We start from the raw sequence: 15,444 nt of genomic DNA on the forward strand, positions 1-15,444 counted from the left end.
CTTCCACGTGACCTGCGCGGAGCGCGATGTCCGTTTACCGCCGGTGGGCGGGGCGCGGGCGCGTGAGGCTGGAGGCATGACGACCTACCTCGCACGCGCCATCGATCCGGCGGCCCTGAAGGAGTTGCGCTCTGCTGACGATGCGGGGCGCCGAATGGTTCCCGTGACCGACGAGGAGGGCGGGTCGCCCCTGCGCTGCTGTCTGCGGCGGAGTGCATCCGGGGAGCGGATCGCCCTGGTCTCGTACGCGCCGTTGCGCCGCTGGGCGACCGAGAGCGGGACCGATCCGGGGGCGTACGACGAGCAGGGGCCGGTGTTCGTGCACGCCGAGGAGTGCGGCGGTCCGGACGGTGACGGGCTGCCCTTCGCCAACGCCCACCGCACCCTCCGCCGTTACTCGGTCGACGGGCGGATCCTTGGGGGGCGGCTGGTGGAGCCGGGGGGCTTCGAGGAGGCTGTCGCGGGGGCGTTCGCCGACCCTGCGGTGGCTTTCGTTCATGTGCGGGCAGTGGAGTACGGGTGCTTCCTCTATGAGGTGCGAAAGGCTTAGCCCTAGGTCAGTAGTACGAATAGTGGCCAGAGTGGTCATACCTTGGTACTCTGAGGGTATGAAGATCAGTGTGAGCCTGCCGCAGGAGGACGTCACCTTCGTCGACGAGTACGCCGCGCGTACAGAGGCCGATTCCCGGTCCGCCGTGATACACGCAGCCATCGAACTGCTCCGGCAAGCACAGCTGGAGCAGCAGTACAGCGAGGCGTTCGCAGAATGGGACGAGAGTGAGGACGCCCAGTTCTGGGACCAGTTCTCGGCAGACGGGCTGACCGATGAAGCGCGGTGACATCTACCTGGTCGATTACGAGCCGGCCCGTGGCAGTGAGGCCAACAAGGCGCGCCCGGCTGTGATCGTCTCCAACGACGGTGCCAACGCGTCCGTGGCGCGGACCGGGCGCGGAGTGATCACGTTGGTCCCCCTGACGACGAACACGTCTCGCGTCTATCCGTTCCAGGTGCTGCTTCCCGCCGGGGAGTGCGGTCTCCCAAAGGACTCCAAGGTGCAGTGCGAGCAAGTGCGGGCTCTCGCTCCGGAGCGGCTGCTGCGACCCGTCGGTTCAGTCCCGCGTCAGCGAATGACGGAAATCGACATGGCCCTGCGGCGGCATCTGGCCCTCTGAGCATGAGGAAGGGGCGCCCACCGTCATGGTGGGCGCCCCTTCCTGCGTAATGGACCGGCGTCAGCCCTTCAGCTCCGCCGCCACCAGCTCCGCGATCTGCACCGCGTTCAGCGCGGCGCCCTTGCGGAGGTTGTCGTTGGAGAGGAACAGGGCGAGGCCGTGCTCGACCGTCTCGTCGGTGCGGATGCGGCCGACGTACGACGGGTCCTGGCCGGCCGCCTGCAGCGGGGTCGGCACGTCGGTGAGGGCCACGCCGGGGGCGCCGGCGAGCAGCTCCTTGGCGCGCTCCACGCTGATCGGGCGGGCGAAGCGGGCGTTGACCTGGAGGGAGTGGCCGGAGAAGACCGGGACGCGCACGCAGGTGCCGGAGACCTTCAGCTCGGGGATCTCCAGGATCTTGCGGGACTCGTGGCGGAGCTTCTGCTCCTCGTCGGTCTCGTTCAGGCCGTCGTCGACGATGGAGCCGGCCATCGGCAGGACGTTGTACGCGATGGGGGCCACGTACTTGTTCGGGGCGGGGAACTCCGCCGCCGAGCCGTCGTGGGTCAGCTTGGGCGCGTCGTCGCCGACCTTCTTGACCTGGTCGAACAGCTCGTCCACGCCGGCCAGACCCGAGCCGGACACCGCCTGGTAGGTGGCGACGACCAGCGCCTCGAGACCGGCCTCCGCGTGCAGCGGCTTCAGCACCGGCATCGCGGCCATCGTCGTGCAGTTCGGGTTGGCGATGATGCCCTTGGGGCGGTCGGTGATCGCGTGCGGGTTCACCTCGGAGACGACCAGCGGGACCTCGGGGTCGCGACGCCAGGCGGAGGAGTTGTCGATCACCACGGCACCCTGGGAGGCGACCTTCGGCGCCAGCGCCTTCGAGGTCGAGCCGCCCGCCGAGAACAGGACGATGTCCAGGCCGGAGTAGTCGGCCGTCGCCGCGTCCTCCACCGTCACGCCGTCCAGGACCGTCCCCGCCGAGCGGGCCGAGGCGAACAGGCGCAGCTCGGTGAGCGGGAAGGCACGCTCCGCGAGGATCCTGCGCATGACCGTGCCGACCTGTCCGGTGGCTCCGACGATTCCGACCCTCACGGCGACTCCCTTACGCGTTCTTGAATGTCTGCGGCCTTTCCATCATGCGGCCGACCCGGGTCCGCCTGTCCAATTCTTTGCGTTCCATGCCCGAGGACCGGGACACCCCGACCCGTCCGGCGGCACCGGAACTCCCGTGCACACCCACACTGAGCTGCAGAAATTCGCCCTACGAGGCTCTCGTTCCGCAAGCTGTGCTGCGCCCGCGCCGCGGTGTGACGTACGCCTCGCGAAAACTCCCGGAGACCCGGGCGAACGTTTCCGTGCGCTGCGGCGTCGTAGGAGAAACGCGGTGAGGGGGGTGGCTTGTGCTGCGCAGAAGGACCCGCCGTGCCCAGGAGATCGATCACAGAGATCCTCTGGACGCGGCCCAGGAGCGTCGGGTGCGGGCGGTGCTCGCGCTGGGCGGGGTGCCGCAGACGGACCTGCTGGACGGGGTACAGCAGGTCCGTCTGCGGCTGCTGGAACGGGCCGCGAGCGGGCGGGAGGCGCCCCGGGACGTCTCGGCGTGGGCGGCGGTCGTCGCCTCCAACCTCGCCATGGACTGGCACCGGGCCAAGAAGCGCCAGGAGCGGCTCGGGGAACGGCTCGCCTCCCTGCGCCAGCTCGAACACCCCTCCGGCGAGGACACCAGCCTGCTCTCCCTCGCCGTCGCCCAGGGCCTGGACGAGCTGCCCGACGCCCAGCGCCAGGTCCTCGTGCTGCGCTTCTACGCCGATCTGCCGGTGCGCGGGATCGCCGAGGAGCTCGGCATCCCCGAGGGCACGGTCAAGAGCAGGCTGCACACGGCGGTACGGGCCCTGCGCGCCCGCCTGCACGAGGACGAGGTGGTGTGACGTGACCGCCGAGAACGAAAGCCGTAACGGTCGCGAAGGTCGCGAGGGCCACGACAGCCACGAGGGCCGCACCGGCACCGACGCGCTGCTGGCCGCCATCACCGGCGAACCACTGCCGGACGAGGCGCGCGCCGACGCCGCCTTCATGGCCGAGCACCGGTCGGCCGCCGCCGATGTGGCGCTGCTGCGGGAGCAGCTGGAGCTCATCGGGCAGGCGCTCGCCGAGCCGCCGCCGGTCCGGGCCCCCGCCCCCGAGCCCGTCCCCGCCCGACGTCCCTCCCGTGCCCGGCGGCACGCGTTCACCCTGGCCTTCGGCACCCTCGCGGTGGCCGCCGTCGCCTCCGTGGTGACCGGACTGGGCTGGCTGGTGTCGCAGGGCGGGGACTCCGGCCTTGCCTCGGGAGGCAGCGCCGACCAGTCCAGTGCCAAGCAGGAGGCCGCCGAGTTCGGCAGCCCCCGCTACCTCGCCTGCGCCCGCCTGGTCGCCGAGGGAGCCGTCACCGCCGTGGTGCCGGTGCCGGGGACGCTGCAGGAGCGGATCACGCTACGGGTGACGCGCTTCTACGAGCCGGAGAAGAGCCCGGAGAAGGGCAAGGACGACGAGGTGACCTTCCTGATGGAGGAGGACATCGTCGACAAGGGTGAGCACCTCCTGGTCGGCATCCCGCGGCATGCCGCGACACCGGACGTCTGGGCCGTCGGTGAGCATGACATCGCCCTCGAACGGGCCTGGATCACCGCCTCGCTGGCCGAGGCGGGCGAGCTGACCTGCGAATGACGAAGGGCGGGCGTCCGCACGGACGCCCGCCCCAAGGCCGTACCGGTGATTACGGCGTGACCTTCTCGATCTTCACGTTGCCCACGCCCGCGACCGTGCCGCGCGCGTTCAGCAGCTGGACCTGGCCGAAGAACTCCCGGCCCTCCGGTGCGGCCGCCTGCGCGGTGACGCTGCCCGCGACGGTGGCCGAGTCACCCGTGCCGAGCTTCACCGGCGACTCGTCGACCGTGACGGTGCCGAGCGCGGTGGAGTAGAACACGTCCAGGTAGTCGTACGCCGTCGAGCCGGCCGGCACCGCGTAGCCGATGACCTCGATGCTGTACTTCCCGGCGGCCGGCTTCGCGACCGAGACCGACTCCTCCGAGTCGCCGTCGGCGGAGCTGCCGACCTCGGTGCCGGCCGCGTCGTAGACGACCAGGTCGAGGTCGGCGGCCGCGTCGGAGACGTTGCCGATGGAGACGTCCAGCGACGTGGCGCCCGCGGGCACCTCGACCGTGGTGGTCTGCGTGGCGCCCTCGGCGATGGTCGGACGCGCCGTCTTCGAGGAGCCGAGCGGGCCGCCGGCCAGCTTGCCGTCGAGGGCGGCGTAGTTGTTGGTCACCTTCCAGGAGGCGGTGGCCGGGGTGCCGACCTTGGCCTCGGGGACGGTCACGGTCTCCGGGTCGAAGGCCGCGCCCAGGACGGTGACGTCCAGCGTGTACGGGTTGTCGAGCAGCGGCGACGTGCGGCGCGACTCGACCTCGATCTCCCAGACGCCCGGCTGCGGGTCGGCGTAGGCACGCACGTCCGGCTTGCAGCCGTTGCCGCCGAGGTAGTTGTTGTAGCAGGTCGTGCTGCTGGTGGAGTCGGACGGGACGCCGTACGGGTGGATGGCGATGAACCGGGTCTGGCTCTTGTCCTTCAGCCCGCCGATCGCCACCTCCAGCGACTTCGCGCCCTCGGGGACGGTCACGAAGTACGACTTGGTGCTGTTGCGCTGCACCGAACCGGACGCCGAGTACGTGAACTTCAGCGGCGCCGCGACCACGACCGTGTTGAGGACCTGCTTGTCGATCCCCTCGGTACGCGGGTCGTCGACCTCCAGGATCGCGCTCTTGATGCCGGCCGAGGACGGCTTCGCGGCGACCTGGACGGTGACCGGCTTGTTCAGGCCGAGGCTGATCTCGTCGGAGCCGACGATCCGGAAGGTGTCCCCGGCGTTGTTCTCCAGGTGCAGCTCGTGCCGGATCGCCTTGTCCGCGCCGGACGTGCGCGTGATCGTGACCGCGTACGTCTTCTTCTGCCCGGCCTTGAGGCCGCCCTCGCGGTCGTAGACGCCCGTGCCGAAGCCCGGCGTCTTCAGGAACTGGTCGATCGCGGTGTCGACCGGCGCCTTCACCGTGTACTCGTGGGCGGTGGCGCCGTCACGGATGGAGTCCCAGGCGTCCTCGATGTTGATGAGGCCGGCACCCTCCTCGTAGGCCTGAACACCCTTGATGTGATCGGCCGTTGAGGTCAGCGCCGTACGCAGCTTCGCCGGCGTCAGGGCGATGCCCTTCTGCTTGGCGGCGCTCAGCAGCAGCGCGGACGCGCCCGCCGCCTGCGGGGACGCCATCGACGTGCCCTGGAGCATGCCGTAGCCGGCCGGGAGCGAGTAGCCCGCGTCGGCGACCGGGGCGCCCGGCAGCCAGGTCTGGATGGTGTTGATCGAGGCGCCCGGCGCGGACAGCGTCGGGGTGAAGCCGCCGTCCTCACGCGGTCCGCGCGAGGAGAACGGCATCATCGCGTACGGCTTCTGCACGACGGAGCCGTAGTTGGCGGCCCAGGTCTCCTTGGAGATGGTCGCGCCGACCGAGATGACCTTGGCGGACAGGGCCGGGTCGCCGATGGTGTTGGCGCCCGGGCCGGAGTTGCCCGCCGAGATGACGAGCTGGACGCCGTAGGTGTCGATGAGCCGCGTGTACAGCTCGGCACGCGCGTTGTTGCCGTCGTTCAGCGCCGGGAGACCGCCGATCGACATGTTGACGATGTCGACGCCGCGGTTGACGACGAGGTCGATCATGCCCTCGGTGAGCGCGACGTTGGTGCAGCCGCCGGTCCAGGTGCAGGCACGGGAGGAGACGAGCTTCGCGCCCGGCGCAGCGCCGTTCATCTCGCCGCCGAACAGGCCGTTCGCGGCGGTGATGCCGGCGACGTGCGTGCCGTGCTCGGACTCGATGACGCCGATGTTGACGAAGTCGCGCTTCTGGCCGACCCAGTCGCCGCCCAGCGGGTCCATCGGGACGTCCTTGCGGATCTGCACGACGAACGGCTGCCGCTCGGCGATGTCCGTGGCCGGGTCGTCGGTGCCGAAGTACCCGATCTGGAAACCGTCCTTGTACGGCTTCATCGGGGTGTCGTCGCCGAAGTCGTTGTTGTTGTTCAGGTCGACCCGGACGGTGCCGTTCGCGGCGTCGTAGAGGACGCCCCAGGAGTCGGTCTTGTCGCCGTCGCGGTTGGCGTCGCCCGCCGCGTCACCGCCGGTGGTGTACGACTCCAGGAAGGTGCTGACCTGGTACGAACCGGCCGGCGCGGTCCAGGTCTTGCCGCCGTAGGTGAAGGTGGGCCCGGAGACGGAGGTCACCATCGGGCGCCAGGTGCGGTCGCTGTCGAGGAGCGGGTCGGTGGCGGTGACCCAGTCGACGATCTTCCGCTCGCCGGTCGTGGTCTTCCGCAGCGCCGGGTGCCCGAGGTCCACACCGCTGTCGAGGATGCCGATGGTGATGCCGCGGCCGTCCGCCTTCGGGTGGTCCTCCACGAAGTCGACGGCGCCCGTCTCGTAGGACGGGTTGTACGGGTTCTCGGCCGGGGTGCTCTTGCTCGGGCCGGAGTACGAGGTCGCGGCGGCCGTCGACTTCCCGGTGCCGACCGCGGGGTCGTCCAGGGGTATCTCCTCGCGCAGGTCGATGCCGTGCACCGAGGAGAGCTTCGCGGCGGCGGCGATGGCCGAGTCGGCCTTGCCGGTGGGGACGGTGGCCCGGACGTAGCCGAGCTTGTCGTAGGTGCGGCCCACAGAGCCGACCGCGTCCAGCTGCTCGGCGACCTTCTCGGTCTGGCCGGGCGCGGTCGCGACCATCATCGTGACGTTCTTGTCGCCGTCGGCCTTGGCCTCGGCGAGCAGATCGGCGTCGTCCGAACCGAGCTTGTCGTGCGCGGACTTGACGCTCGGGTCCGTCGCGGCGGGCGCGGGGTCCGCGGCCATGGCCATGGGTATCGGCCCGGCCGCGGAGAGCGCGGCGACGAGACCGGCGGCCACGGCTATGCGGGCCGCGCGTCTCGCGCCCGGCTTCGGTTCGCGCTGGGGGGTGAGGGTCATCGGCATCCCTTGTTGGTAAAGGAGCATGAGGCGTCCGGTATGCGACCCCGGACGACCGCACAGCCTTACGCAAGGGAAGGATGTTTGGGAAGAGTTGACCGAATCGAAATGGAGAGATGGGGGAAACCCGCTATGCAATTGGGGCGTGGGGAGCGAAAGGGGTAATCCGCCCGCAAGCTGAATAATCGCCTGCCGAACGCGGGCCTCGCCGTCTAACGTCCGTACGTGCGGAAGAACTTGAGGGTGGCGGCCTACGCCATTTGCGTACGTGACGGACAGCTCCTCCTCGCGCGCTCCCCGGCGCCCGGCGGCGGCTTCGAGTGGGTGCTGCCGGGCGGCGGCATGGAGCACGGTGAGGATCCCTACGACACGGTCGTACGGGAGGTGGAGGAGGAGACCGGCTACCTCGTCGAACCCACCGGCTTGCTCGGCATGGACTCCGTCCACCGCCTCAGTCGGGCCGTGGATCACCAAGGCCTGGCGCTGGTCTACGAGGCCCGCATCACCGGCGGCGAACTGCGCTACGAGACCAACGGCTCCACGGACATGGCGGCCTGGCACCCGCTCGACACGGTGACCGGCCTGACCCTGGTCCCCATGGTCGGCAAGGGCCTGGCGTTGTGGCGTGAGCGCCCGGCGACGGGACGGGTACCCCGGAAAATGAACACTGAGTGACCGCGTCCCGGCCGTTGAAGGAGCGGCCGTGGACGCGGAAGGTAGTCCAAGATCCACGTACGGTGATCGGCGCTGCCCGTTGCGGTCATGTTCATGCGCAGGTCATCCCCGCTGCCAACGATCCACAGTGAGCGGGAGGTTCGCCTCGGCGACCACCCGCGACCACTGCCGACGCGTTCGCACTCGGGGAGATCGCGCCATGTCGCGCATACGCTCTGTCGCCAGCTCCGCGCTGGGGGTCCACCGCCGTACCCTGCTCGCCGCCACCGGAGCGGTGACCCTCTCCGCGGGCGTCGGCTACGCCCTGCGGCCCACCGACAGCCAGGCCGCCACCACCACGGGACCCGTGGGCGCACCGGGCGCCGAGGCGGGCAACGCCGCAGCGGAGGCGCCCGTCGGTGCCTCCCGCAAGGTGCCGGTCGCGCTCGCGCCGTACACCCGGGGCACCACCCTCAGCTCGGTCGCCGCCCCGCGCGGCAGCTCCGGCTACCGCCGGCTCGGCCACGGTGCCGGCTGGAAGCGGGTGGTCCGCGAGAACCTGGCGGCGGCCAAGTCGGGGCGCGAGAGCCGGCGTACGGCGCTCGCCGCCTTCGTCCAGCTCACCGACCTGCACCTGATCGACGTCCAGCACCCGCTGCGCCTCGAGTACCTGCGCTCGACCGACGTGCACGCCTGGCGTCCGCAGGAGGCGCTGACCGTGCCGGGCGCCGTCGCGCTCGTCGAGCGGATCAACGCGCTGCGGGGCGCCCCCGTCACCGGCGCCCCGTTCCACTTCGCCATGACCACCGGCGACAACACGGACAACAACTGCAAGTCCGAGCTGGAGTGGTTCCTGACGGTGATGAGCGGCGGCCGTGTCACCCCGAACACCGGTGACCCGCGCGGTTACGAGGGCGTCCAGAACAGCGGTCTGAAGCTGTACTGGCAGGCCGACGACAGCGTCCGCGACGCCGACAAGCAACTCGGCTTCCCGCACATCGACGGCTTCCTCGCCGCCGCGATCCGCGAACTGCGCAGCCCCGGCCTCAACATCCCCTGGTACTCGACGGTCGGCAACCACGACGCGATGCCGCTCGGCACCTACGCCTCGCACAGCGACTCCTACCTGACCGACCTCGCGGTCGGCGGCAGGAAGCTGATGAACGTGTCGGCGGCCGACGCCAAGAAGCTCCAGGACTCCCTCAAGCAGGACAAGGACCCGAGGGGCACCGTCTTCAAGGAGTTCCTCAAGGCCCACGCCCGCTCGATGCGCTCGGTCACGCCGGACGAGAGCCGGGCCCCGTTCACGCCCCGGGAGTACGTGCAGGCCCACCTGAACCCGGCCCACCGCGGCCTCGGCCCGGTCGGCCACGGCTACTCGACGGCCAACCTGGACGCGGGCACCCAGTACTACAGCTTCCGCATCGCCGACGACGTCATCGGCATCAGCCTCGACACCACCGACGCGGGCGGCCACTACGAAGGGTCAATCGGGGCGGCCCAGTTCAACTGGCTGGACCGGACACTGCGCGACAACAAGGACTCGTACGCGATCATCTTCAGCCATCACACCAGCGAGACGATGGACAACCTCCGCCGCGACCCGGCCCGCCCGAACGAGCGGCGCGTGGGCGGCGCCGAGGTCGTCGAGCTGCTCGCGAGCCACCGCAACGTCCTGGCCTGGGTGAACGGCCACATCCACAAGAACGTCATCACTCCGCGCTCCGGCGCCGACGGCGGCTCCTTCTGGGAGATCTCCACCGCCTCCCACGTCGACTTCCCCCAACTCGCCCGGATCATCGAGGTGGTGGACAACAAGGACGGCACGATCTCGCTCTTCACCACCCTGATCGAGTCCTCCGCCCCGCACGCCACGGACTTCACGGACCTCTCCCAGACGGGCCTGGCCGCCCTCTACCGTGAGCTGTCCTTCAACGCCCCCGGCGCCCGCACGACGCTGGCGGGCGACCGGAAGGACCGCAACACGGAGCTGGTGCTTAAGAAGGGCTGAAAACGCCTCAACTGCCCTACCGCTCCTCAACCTTCGCCGTACAGCCCTGGTCTGTTCCCCCGATCGAGCCGAATGCCGCATAGGGGGACACAGATGAATGTACGTACGGCGATGACGGCGATGACAGTGGTGGCGGCGCTGTCCATGGCTCTGGCGGCGCCGGCGGTCGCGGCGCCGGGCGGCGAAGGCGACGGGCACGAGGCCACCCGCCGGGCCGTCGAAGCCGCCGTGGCCGACGGCGTGCCCGGAGTGACGGCGACCGTGCGGGACGGCCGTCGCAGCTGGTCGGCGACTGCGGGCGTGGGCGACCTGGAGACGGGGAAGCCGCGCTCGCCGCACGACCGCTACCGGGTCGCGAGCATCACCAAGACCTTCGTGGCGACGGTGCTGCTCCAGCTGGAGGCGGAGGGCAGGCTGTCGCTGGACGACACGGTGGAGGAGTGGCTGCCGGGCGTGGTCCGGGGCAACGGCCATGACGGCAGCCGGATCACCCTGCGCCAGCTCCTGAACCACACCAGCGGCATCTACGACTACCTGGCGGACCCGGCCTTCCAGCAGACGTACATGGCGGCGGAAGGCTTCCTGGAACACCGCTACGACCAGAAGGAACCCGAGTACTTCATCGCCATCGCCATGACCCACGAGCCGTATTTCGCGCCGGGCACCTCGTGGAGGTACTCCAACACCAACTACGCGCTGGCCGGCCGGGTGATCGAGAAGGCGACCGGCAACAGTCTCGGCGACGAGATCCGCCGCCGCATCATCGACCCCCTGCACCTGACGGCCACGTCGGTCCCCGGCACCCGGGTCACCCTTCCCCGGCCCAGCAGCCGCGCCTACTCCAAGCTGGCCAGGACGGCGACAGGGCCGACGTACGACGTCACCGAACTGAACCCCCGGCTGGCCTACGGCTCGGGCGACATGATCTCCAGCTCGGCCGACCTGAACCGCTTCTACACGGCCCTGCTCCGCGGCAGGCTGCTCCCGGCCGAGCAGCTGAAGGAGATGAAGACGACGGTCCCGTCCAGGGGCACCAACGGCTACGGACTGGGCCTCGTCGAACGCAAGCTCGACTGCGGCGTCCACGTCTGGGGTCACGACGGCGGCATCCACGGCTCGAACACGGACGCGGTGACGACGGAGGACGGGCGCCACGCCCTGGCGTTCAACTTCAACGGGGACTGGTCGGGAGACAGCGACGCCGTGATCGAGGCGGAGTTCTGCGGCGGGTGACCGCCCCGTCTCACGCCGATTGGCCGAATCCGGCTCAACCGGCGTGCGGCGCCTCAACCTTGGCAGGCGCCCCGGAGTCTCCCTCCCCGACCACGCTCCACATGAGCGACAACAGCGATGACCAGGGGGAACAAGACATGACCGTACGCGCGACACGCACGATCCTGGTGGCGGCGACGGCAGTGGCGTTGTCGGTGGCCCTCGCGGCCCCCGCGCTGGCGGCGACGCCCGCCGGAGCCGGCCACGACGCGACCCGCGAGGCCATGGAGGCCGCGGTCGATGCGGGTGTGCCCGGCGTGACGGTGACCGCGAAGGACGGCCACGGGACCTGGTCGGCGACCGCGGGCGTGGGCAACCTCAAGACAGGGAAGCCGCGTTCGGCCGACGACCGCTACCGGGTGGGCAGCATCACCAAGACCTTCGTGGCCACGGTGCTGCTCCAGCTGGAGGCGGAGGGCAGGCTGTCGCTGGACGACACGGTGGAGAAGTGGCTGCCGGGCCTGGTGCGGGGCAACGGCCACGACGGCAGCCGGATCACCCTCCGCCAGCTCCTCAACCACACCAGCGGCATCTTCAACTACACGGCGGACGAGGACTTCGGCCGCACGTATTTCTTGAAGGACGGCTTCTTCGAGCACCGCTACGACACGAAGAAGCCCGAGGAACTGGTCGCCCTGGCCATGACCCACAAGCCGGACTTCGAGCCGGGTACGTCCTGGAACTACTCCAACACCAACTTCGTGCTCGCCGGAATGGTGATCGAGAAGGCCACGGGGCGCCCGTACGGCGACGCGATCCGTGACCGCATCATCAAGCCCCTGCACCTGACGGCCACGTCGATCCCCGGCACCCGGGTGACGGTGCCGCAGCCCAGCAGCCGGGCCTACTCCAAGCTGGCCGAGACGGCGACCGGTCCGACCTACGACGTCACGAAGATCAACCCGTCCATCGCCTACGCGGCCGGCGAGATGATCTCCAACTCGACCGACCTCAACAGCTTCTACTCGGCCCTCCTGCGCGGCCGGCTGCTCCCGCGCGAGCAGTTGGCCGAGATGACCACGACCGTGCCCGTCAACGAGGCCACTGGCTACGGCCTCGGCCTGATGAAGACCAAGCTGTCCTGCGACGTCACCGTCTGGGGCCACGCCGGCGGCATCCACGGCTCGATATCCGAGGCGATCACGACCAAGGACGGCCGCAAGTCCTTGGCCTTCAACCTCAACGGCGACTGGTCGGGGGACACGGGGGCGGTGACCGAGGCCGAGTTCTGCGGGAAGGCGCCGGCGAAGGCCGGTGATCCGAGCGGCCTCCGGGACAACGCGATGGCTGCGGTGAGGAGTTTCGGGTAGCCCGGAACACCCGGCTCGCCCCCGCCTGGGGCAAGGTGCAGGGGCCTACACGGCCGCGGACTCCTGGTCGTCGCTCGACGGGGCCGCTGCCCGGCGCACTTCTGCGATCGCCTCGCGGAGAAGCCGTACCGCTTCCTTGACCGCCCCATCCGCAAGATTCCCGTAGCCGAGGACCAGGCCGTGCGCGGCGTGGTCCTCGGTGGCGTGATAAGCCGCGAGGTCGGCAATGCGCAACGACCGGGCGGCCGCCGCCCCGACCATGGCGGCGGCGTCGACATCGGCAGGCAGCCGGAGAATGAGATGGAGCCCGGCCGCGATGCCGGAGACCGGGGCGCCGGGCAACTCGTGGGCGAGGGCATGCACGAGCGCGTCACGCCGATCCCGGTACCGCTTCCGGCAGGCGCGCAGATGGCGGTCGTACGCGCCCGACTCTAGCAGTACGGCGAAGGCGAGCTGGTCGAGGGTCGGCGGCTGCATCGCCGTCTGGTCGGACTCGTGCAGGTGCCGGGTCCAGCGGGGCGGTGCCACGATCCAGCCGATGCCGAGCGCCGGTGACAGCATCTTGCTGAGCGACTTGAACAGGATGACGCGAGACGGGTCCATGCCCTGCAGCGCCGCGACGGGACGACGGTCGTAGCGGAACTCCGCGTCGTAGTCGTCCTCCAGGACGACGCCGTCCACCCGGCGGGCCCACTGCAGCAGCGTGGCGCGCCGTTCGGGGGCGAGGACGGTGCCCATCGGGAACTGGTGCGCCGGGGTGGTCAGTACGGCCCGCAGGCCGCTGTGTCCGGCGAGGTCGTCCACGCGTAGACCGCCACCGTCCGTGCGGACCGGCACCGGGTCCAGGCCCGCGGCCCGGATCACCTCGCGCAGCCGCGTCCAGCCCGGTTCCTCGCAGCCGACCGCGGTGATGCCCTCGGCGCGCAGGCCGTGGCAGACGCGCCGCACTCCGTCGGTCACGCTCGTGCAGACCGTCACGTCCTCCGGGCTCGCCAAGACGCCGCGGGAGCGGCCCAGGTAGGCGACGAGCGTCCGCCTGAGCCGCAGGTGACCGCCGGGCGGCGGGTAGCCGAGTTCCGTGAAAGCCGTGGTCGTCACCTGCGCCCGCACCGCCTCGGCCCACCGGCGGCGCGGAAACGCGCGCAGGTCGGGCAGACCCGGCCCGAGGTCGAAGCGGGCCTCCGGAGCCTGGCGCGATGCGCGGCGCCCGGAGCCGGCGTCCAGGGCGTTCGTCCAGCGCACCCGGGTGGCGGAGCCGGTCTGCGCCTCCAGATATCCCTCGGCGATGAGCTGGCCGTACGCCTCGGTGACCGCCCAGCGCGAACAGCCGAGGTCGGTGGCGAGCTGCCGGCTGGGCGGCAGGGCGGTGCCGACCTCGATCCGGCCGTCCCTGATCGCCGCACGCAGCGCCCGCTTCACCCGCTCGTGCAGCGGTCCGTCACCGGGCCGCCCCAGCTGGAGCAGGAGATCGCCCGCCAGATTGGTCTGTGATTCCCGCATGGCATTGGACGGTATCAGCGAGCCATTGCTCGCTACCTTCGCTACATCGACGAGTGCGGGTACGTGAAGGAGGCCGTCGTGGCAGCAGTGAGGCGCTCGGTGCCGATCCAGGACCAACACCAGATGTTCCGCGGCCTGTTCGACGACTGGCAGACCAGGGCCGGTGTCCTGTCGGCGCTGCCGGGCGCACCGGTCGTGCCCGACGACACCCGGCAGGGGCAGACCGCGTGGCGTCGGCTGCGCACCCACTTCGCACGGACGATGGGAGCCCGCCGAGCCGTTGCCGTCGACTGGCCGGCCGCCTGAAGCGGTGCGGTGACGACACGAGCGTGACGACATGAGGAGGGGCCGCCGGTGCCAGGCCCCGGCGGCCCCTCCTCTCCCCTCCTGGTGCTGCCTTCCCGGTCCGTCACTACCGGGGCAGCACCACGACATACGCGGCCGGCTCACGGTCCGCCGCCGCCATCAGGGCCGTACGGACCACAGCCGCCTGCTGCTCCATCGACTCCCGCAGCTTCTTCGGGGTGATGTGGACGACCGTGATGCCGAGGCGCTCCAGGTGCTCGCGCTTGCGGGCGTACTCGGACCACAGGGCGTCGTCGTCCTGCCGGTGGCCCTGGCGGGGCGCGCGGGTGTCCAGCTCGACCGCCACCGCCTGCTCCGGCCAGTAGGCGTCCAGGCCGCCGAGGTGAGGGCCGCCGGGCAGGCGCAGGTCGACGTTCCAGACGGGGTCGGGCAGGCCGTGGACGTGGACCATCTCGTACAGGCGGTCCTCGGCGATGGCGCGGCCCTCGGCGAGCAGCGAGTCCACCGCGTCCACCACGTGCGGGCGGGACAGCAGCTTCGCCTGGTTCAACTCGCGTACCACCGAGGCCGGTTCGCAGTGGCCGTCGCGGACGGCTTCCGTCAGCAGCCGGCGTACGGCGCTCGCGTCCGTCAGTTCGGCCACCGCGTCGGCGAGGGCGCGCGGGACCGGGGCCACCGGGAGGCCCGTCACCTGCTGGGGGGTGGGGAGCGCGGCGGTGCGCAGGATGCGGGCGCAGCCCGTGGTGCGCAGCCGGCGCATCCGGGGGACCAGGACGTCGATCCGGTCCAGCGCGGTGAGCGGCGGTGTGGCGGAGAAGCCGTGCAGGGTCAGGGCCGCGAGGCCCGTGATCACCGCGTCGGGGTAGGCGGGGGCGTGGCCCTCGCCGGCGTTCGGCTGGGACGGCACCCCCGGTGACCGTTCCCGAGCCGCGTACATCAGCACCGCGTGCAGGCGTTCCTCGCTGGTCGGCGGGCCGGGGTGGAGCAGGAACACACCGGGGAGGAACTGCTGCCAGGGGCCGCCGGGGCGGCACTGCTCGTTCATCTCGGCGGGCGAGATGCCGTGCGACTTCAGCTGCGCGGTCGTCATGACACGGCGGTGGACCTCGGAGAGGTGACGCAGGGGGCGGGGGGAGAGCGGGGGGAGCGGCGCGTTGTGGTTCATGACCCGGAGGTTCCCGCGTCCCGACCGT

14 protein-coding genes are annotated in these 15,444 nt (G+C 70.7%); 10 read left to right on the forward strand and 4 right to left on the reverse strand.

The window, feature by feature from the left end; translation table 11 throughout:
- Positions 1 to 76: 76 nt before the first annotated feature.
- The 3 genes from ACIREI_RS08565 to ACIREI_RS08575 are packed head-to-tail and all read left to right on the forward strand — an operon-like array spanning position 77 to position 1,173.
- Positions 77 to 550 carry a DUF1203 domain-containing protein gene (locus ACIREI_RS08565; RefSeq protein WP_403328988.1) on the forward strand — a complete coding sequence of 158 codons (474 nt, stop codon included), beginning with the start codon at positions 77 to 79 and terminating at the stop codon, positions 548 to 550.
- A gap of 58 nt (positions 551 to 608) precedes the next feature.
- The gene (locus tag ACIREI_RS08570; protein ID WP_403328990.1) at positions 609 to 839 is read left to right on the forward strand and encodes a type II toxin-antitoxin system ParD family antitoxin; all 231 of its coding nucleotides are present in this window, start codon (positions 609 to 611) and stop codon (positions 837 to 839) included.
- On the forward strand, positions 826 to 1,173 hold the full coding sequence (locus ACIREI_RS08575) for a type II toxin-antitoxin system PemK/MazF family toxin (RefSeq protein ID WP_403328993.1): 348 nt from the start codon (positions 826 to 828) through the stop codon (positions 1,171 to 1,173). Before ACIREI_RS08570 ends, ACIREI_RS08575 begins: the two co-directional genes overlap by 14 nt.
- 60 nt (positions 1,174 to 1,233) lie before the next feature.
- On the opposite strand, the gene ACIREI_RS08580 is transcribed toward ACIREI_RS08575, so the two are convergent.
- Positions 1,234 to 2,250 carry an aspartate-semialdehyde dehydrogenase gene (locus ACIREI_RS08580; protein ID WP_403328996.1) on the reverse strand — a complete coding sequence of 339 codons (1,017 nt, stop codon included), beginning with the start codon at positions 2,248 to 2,250 and terminating at the stop codon, positions 1,234 to 1,236.
- 308 nt (positions 2,251 to 2,558) lie between these two features.
- Here ACIREI_RS08580 and ACIREI_RS08585 point away from each other — a divergent pair, with 308 nt between their 5' ends.
- Positions 2,559 to 3,086 carry an RNA polymerase sigma factor gene (locus ACIREI_RS08585; RefSeq protein WP_403328999.1) on the forward strand — a complete coding sequence of 176 codons (528 nt, stop codon included), beginning with the start codon at positions 2,559 to 2,561 and terminating at the stop codon, positions 3,084 to 3,086.
- Position 3,087: 1 nt separating this feature from the next.
- Positions 3,088 to 3,864, forward strand: a complete 777-nt coding sequence (locus tag ACIREI_RS08590; protein WP_403329002.1) for a hypothetical protein — start codon at positions 3,088 to 3,090, stop codon at positions 3,862 to 3,864.
- A 49-nt stretch (positions 3,865 to 3,913) separates the two neighbouring features.
- Here ACIREI_RS08590 and ACIREI_RS08595 read toward each other — a convergent pair whose 3' ends face one another.
- The gene (locus ACIREI_RS08595; protein ID WP_403329005.1) at positions 3,914 to 7,198 is read right to left on the reverse strand and encodes a S8 family serine peptidase; all 3,285 of its coding nucleotides are present in this window, start codon (positions 7,196 to 7,198) and stop codon (positions 3,914 to 3,916) included.
- Between the two features lie 225 nt (positions 7,199 to 7,423).
- On the opposite strand from ACIREI_RS08595, the gene ACIREI_RS08600 reads away from it, so the two are divergent.
- The 4 genes from ACIREI_RS08600 (at position 7,424) to ACIREI_RS08615 (ending at position 12,445) form a co-directional block, all read left to right on the forward strand.
- Entirely contained in the window at positions 7,424 to 7,873 is a 450-nt protein-coding gene (locus tag ACIREI_RS08600; RefSeq protein WP_403329008.1) for an NUDIX hydrolase, read from the forward strand.
- A gap of 199 nt (positions 7,874 to 8,072) precedes the next feature.
- On the forward strand, positions 8,073 to 9,863 hold the full coding sequence (locus ACIREI_RS08605; RefSeq protein ID WP_403329011.1) for a TIGR03767 family metallophosphoesterase: 1,791 nt from the start codon (positions 8,073 to 8,075) through the stop codon (positions 9,861 to 9,863).
- Between the two features lie 93 nt (positions 9,864 to 9,956).
- Positions 9,957 to 11,096: a serine hydrolase domain-containing protein gene (locus tag ACIREI_RS08610; protein ID WP_403329014.1), complete on the forward strand. Its 1,140-nt coding sequence runs from the start codon at positions 9,957 to 9,959 to the stop codon at positions 11,094 to 11,096.
- Positions 11,097 to 11,233: 137 nt separating this feature from the next.
- A complete protein-coding gene (locus ACIREI_RS08615) occupies positions 11,234 to 12,445 on the forward strand; it encodes a serine hydrolase domain-containing protein (protein WP_403329016.1) in 1,212 nt (403 codons plus the stop codon).
- 45 nt (positions 12,446 to 12,490) lie between these two features.
- On the opposite strand, the gene ACIREI_RS08620 is transcribed toward ACIREI_RS08615, so the two are convergent.
- Positions 12,491 to 13,945 carry a PLP-dependent aminotransferase family protein gene (locus ACIREI_RS08620; RefSeq protein ID WP_403329019.1) on the reverse strand — a complete coding sequence of 485 codons (1,455 nt, stop codon included), beginning with the start codon at positions 13,943 to 13,945 and terminating at the stop codon, positions 12,491 to 12,493.
- Between the two features lie 78 nt (positions 13,946 to 14,023).
- Here ACIREI_RS08620 and ACIREI_RS08625 point away from each other — a divergent pair, with 78 nt between their 5' ends.
- Positions 14,024 to 14,251 carry a hypothetical protein gene (locus tag ACIREI_RS08625; RefSeq protein ID WP_403329023.1) on the forward strand — a complete coding sequence of 76 codons (228 nt, stop codon included), beginning with the start codon at positions 14,024 to 14,026 and terminating at the stop codon, positions 14,249 to 14,251.
- A gap of 106 nt (positions 14,252 to 14,357) precedes the next feature.
- On the opposite strand, the gene ACIREI_RS08630 is transcribed toward ACIREI_RS08625, so the two are convergent.
- Complete coding sequence (locus ACIREI_RS08630; protein ID WP_403329025.1) at positions 14,358 to 15,416, reverse strand: hypothetical protein; 1,059 nt, start codon at positions 15,414 to 15,416, stop codon at positions 14,358 to 14,360.
- Positions 15,417 to 15,444: the final 28 nt, after the last annotated feature.

This window comes from Streptomyces sp. NPDC093591, from assembly GCF_044764885.1.
Taxonomy (GTDB): domain Bacteria; phylum Actinomycetota; class Actinomycetes; order Streptomycetales; family Streptomycetaceae; genus Streptomyces.

What these genes read in the sequence shown, in the direction of transcription:
- ACIREI_RS08565 (WP_403328988.1), top strand. Translation starts at nt 77, where the DNA reads ATGACGACCTACCTCGCACGCGCCATCGATCCGGCGGCCCTGAAGGAG.
- ACIREI_RS08575 (WP_403328993.1), top strand. Translation starts at nt 826, where the DNA reads ATGAAGCGCGGTGACATCTACCTGGTCGATTACGAGCCGGCCCGTGGC.
- ACIREI_RS08610 (WP_403329014.1), top strand. Translation starts at nt 9,957, where the DNA reads ATGAATGTACGTACGGCGATGACGGCGATGACAGTGGTGGCGGCGCTG.
- ACIREI_RS08615 (WP_403329016.1), top strand. Translation starts at nt 11,234, where the DNA reads ATGACCGTACGCGCGACACGCACGATCCTGGTGGCGGCGACGGCAGTG.
- ACIREI_RS08620 (WP_403329019.1), bottom strand. Translation starts at nt 13,945, where the DNA reads ATGCGGGAATCACAGACCAATCTGGCGGGCGATCTCCTGCTCCAGCTG.
- ACIREI_RS08605 (WP_403329011.1), top strand. Translation starts at nt 8,073, where the DNA reads ATGTCGCGCATACGCTCTGTCGCCAGCTCCGCGCTGGGGGTCCACCGC.
- ACIREI_RS08595 (WP_403329005.1), bottom strand. Translation starts at nt 7,198, where the DNA reads ATGACCCTCACCCCCCAGCGCGAACCGAAGCCGGGCGCGAGACGCGCG.
- ACIREI_RS08570 (WP_403328990.1), top strand. Translation starts at nt 609, where the DNA reads ATGAAGATCAGTGTGAGCCTGCCGCAGGAGGACGTCACCTTCGTCGAC.
- ACIREI_RS08630 (WP_403329025.1), bottom strand. Translation starts at nt 15,416, where the DNA reads ATGAACCACAACGCGCCGCTCCCCCCGCTCTCCCCCCGCCCCCTGCGT.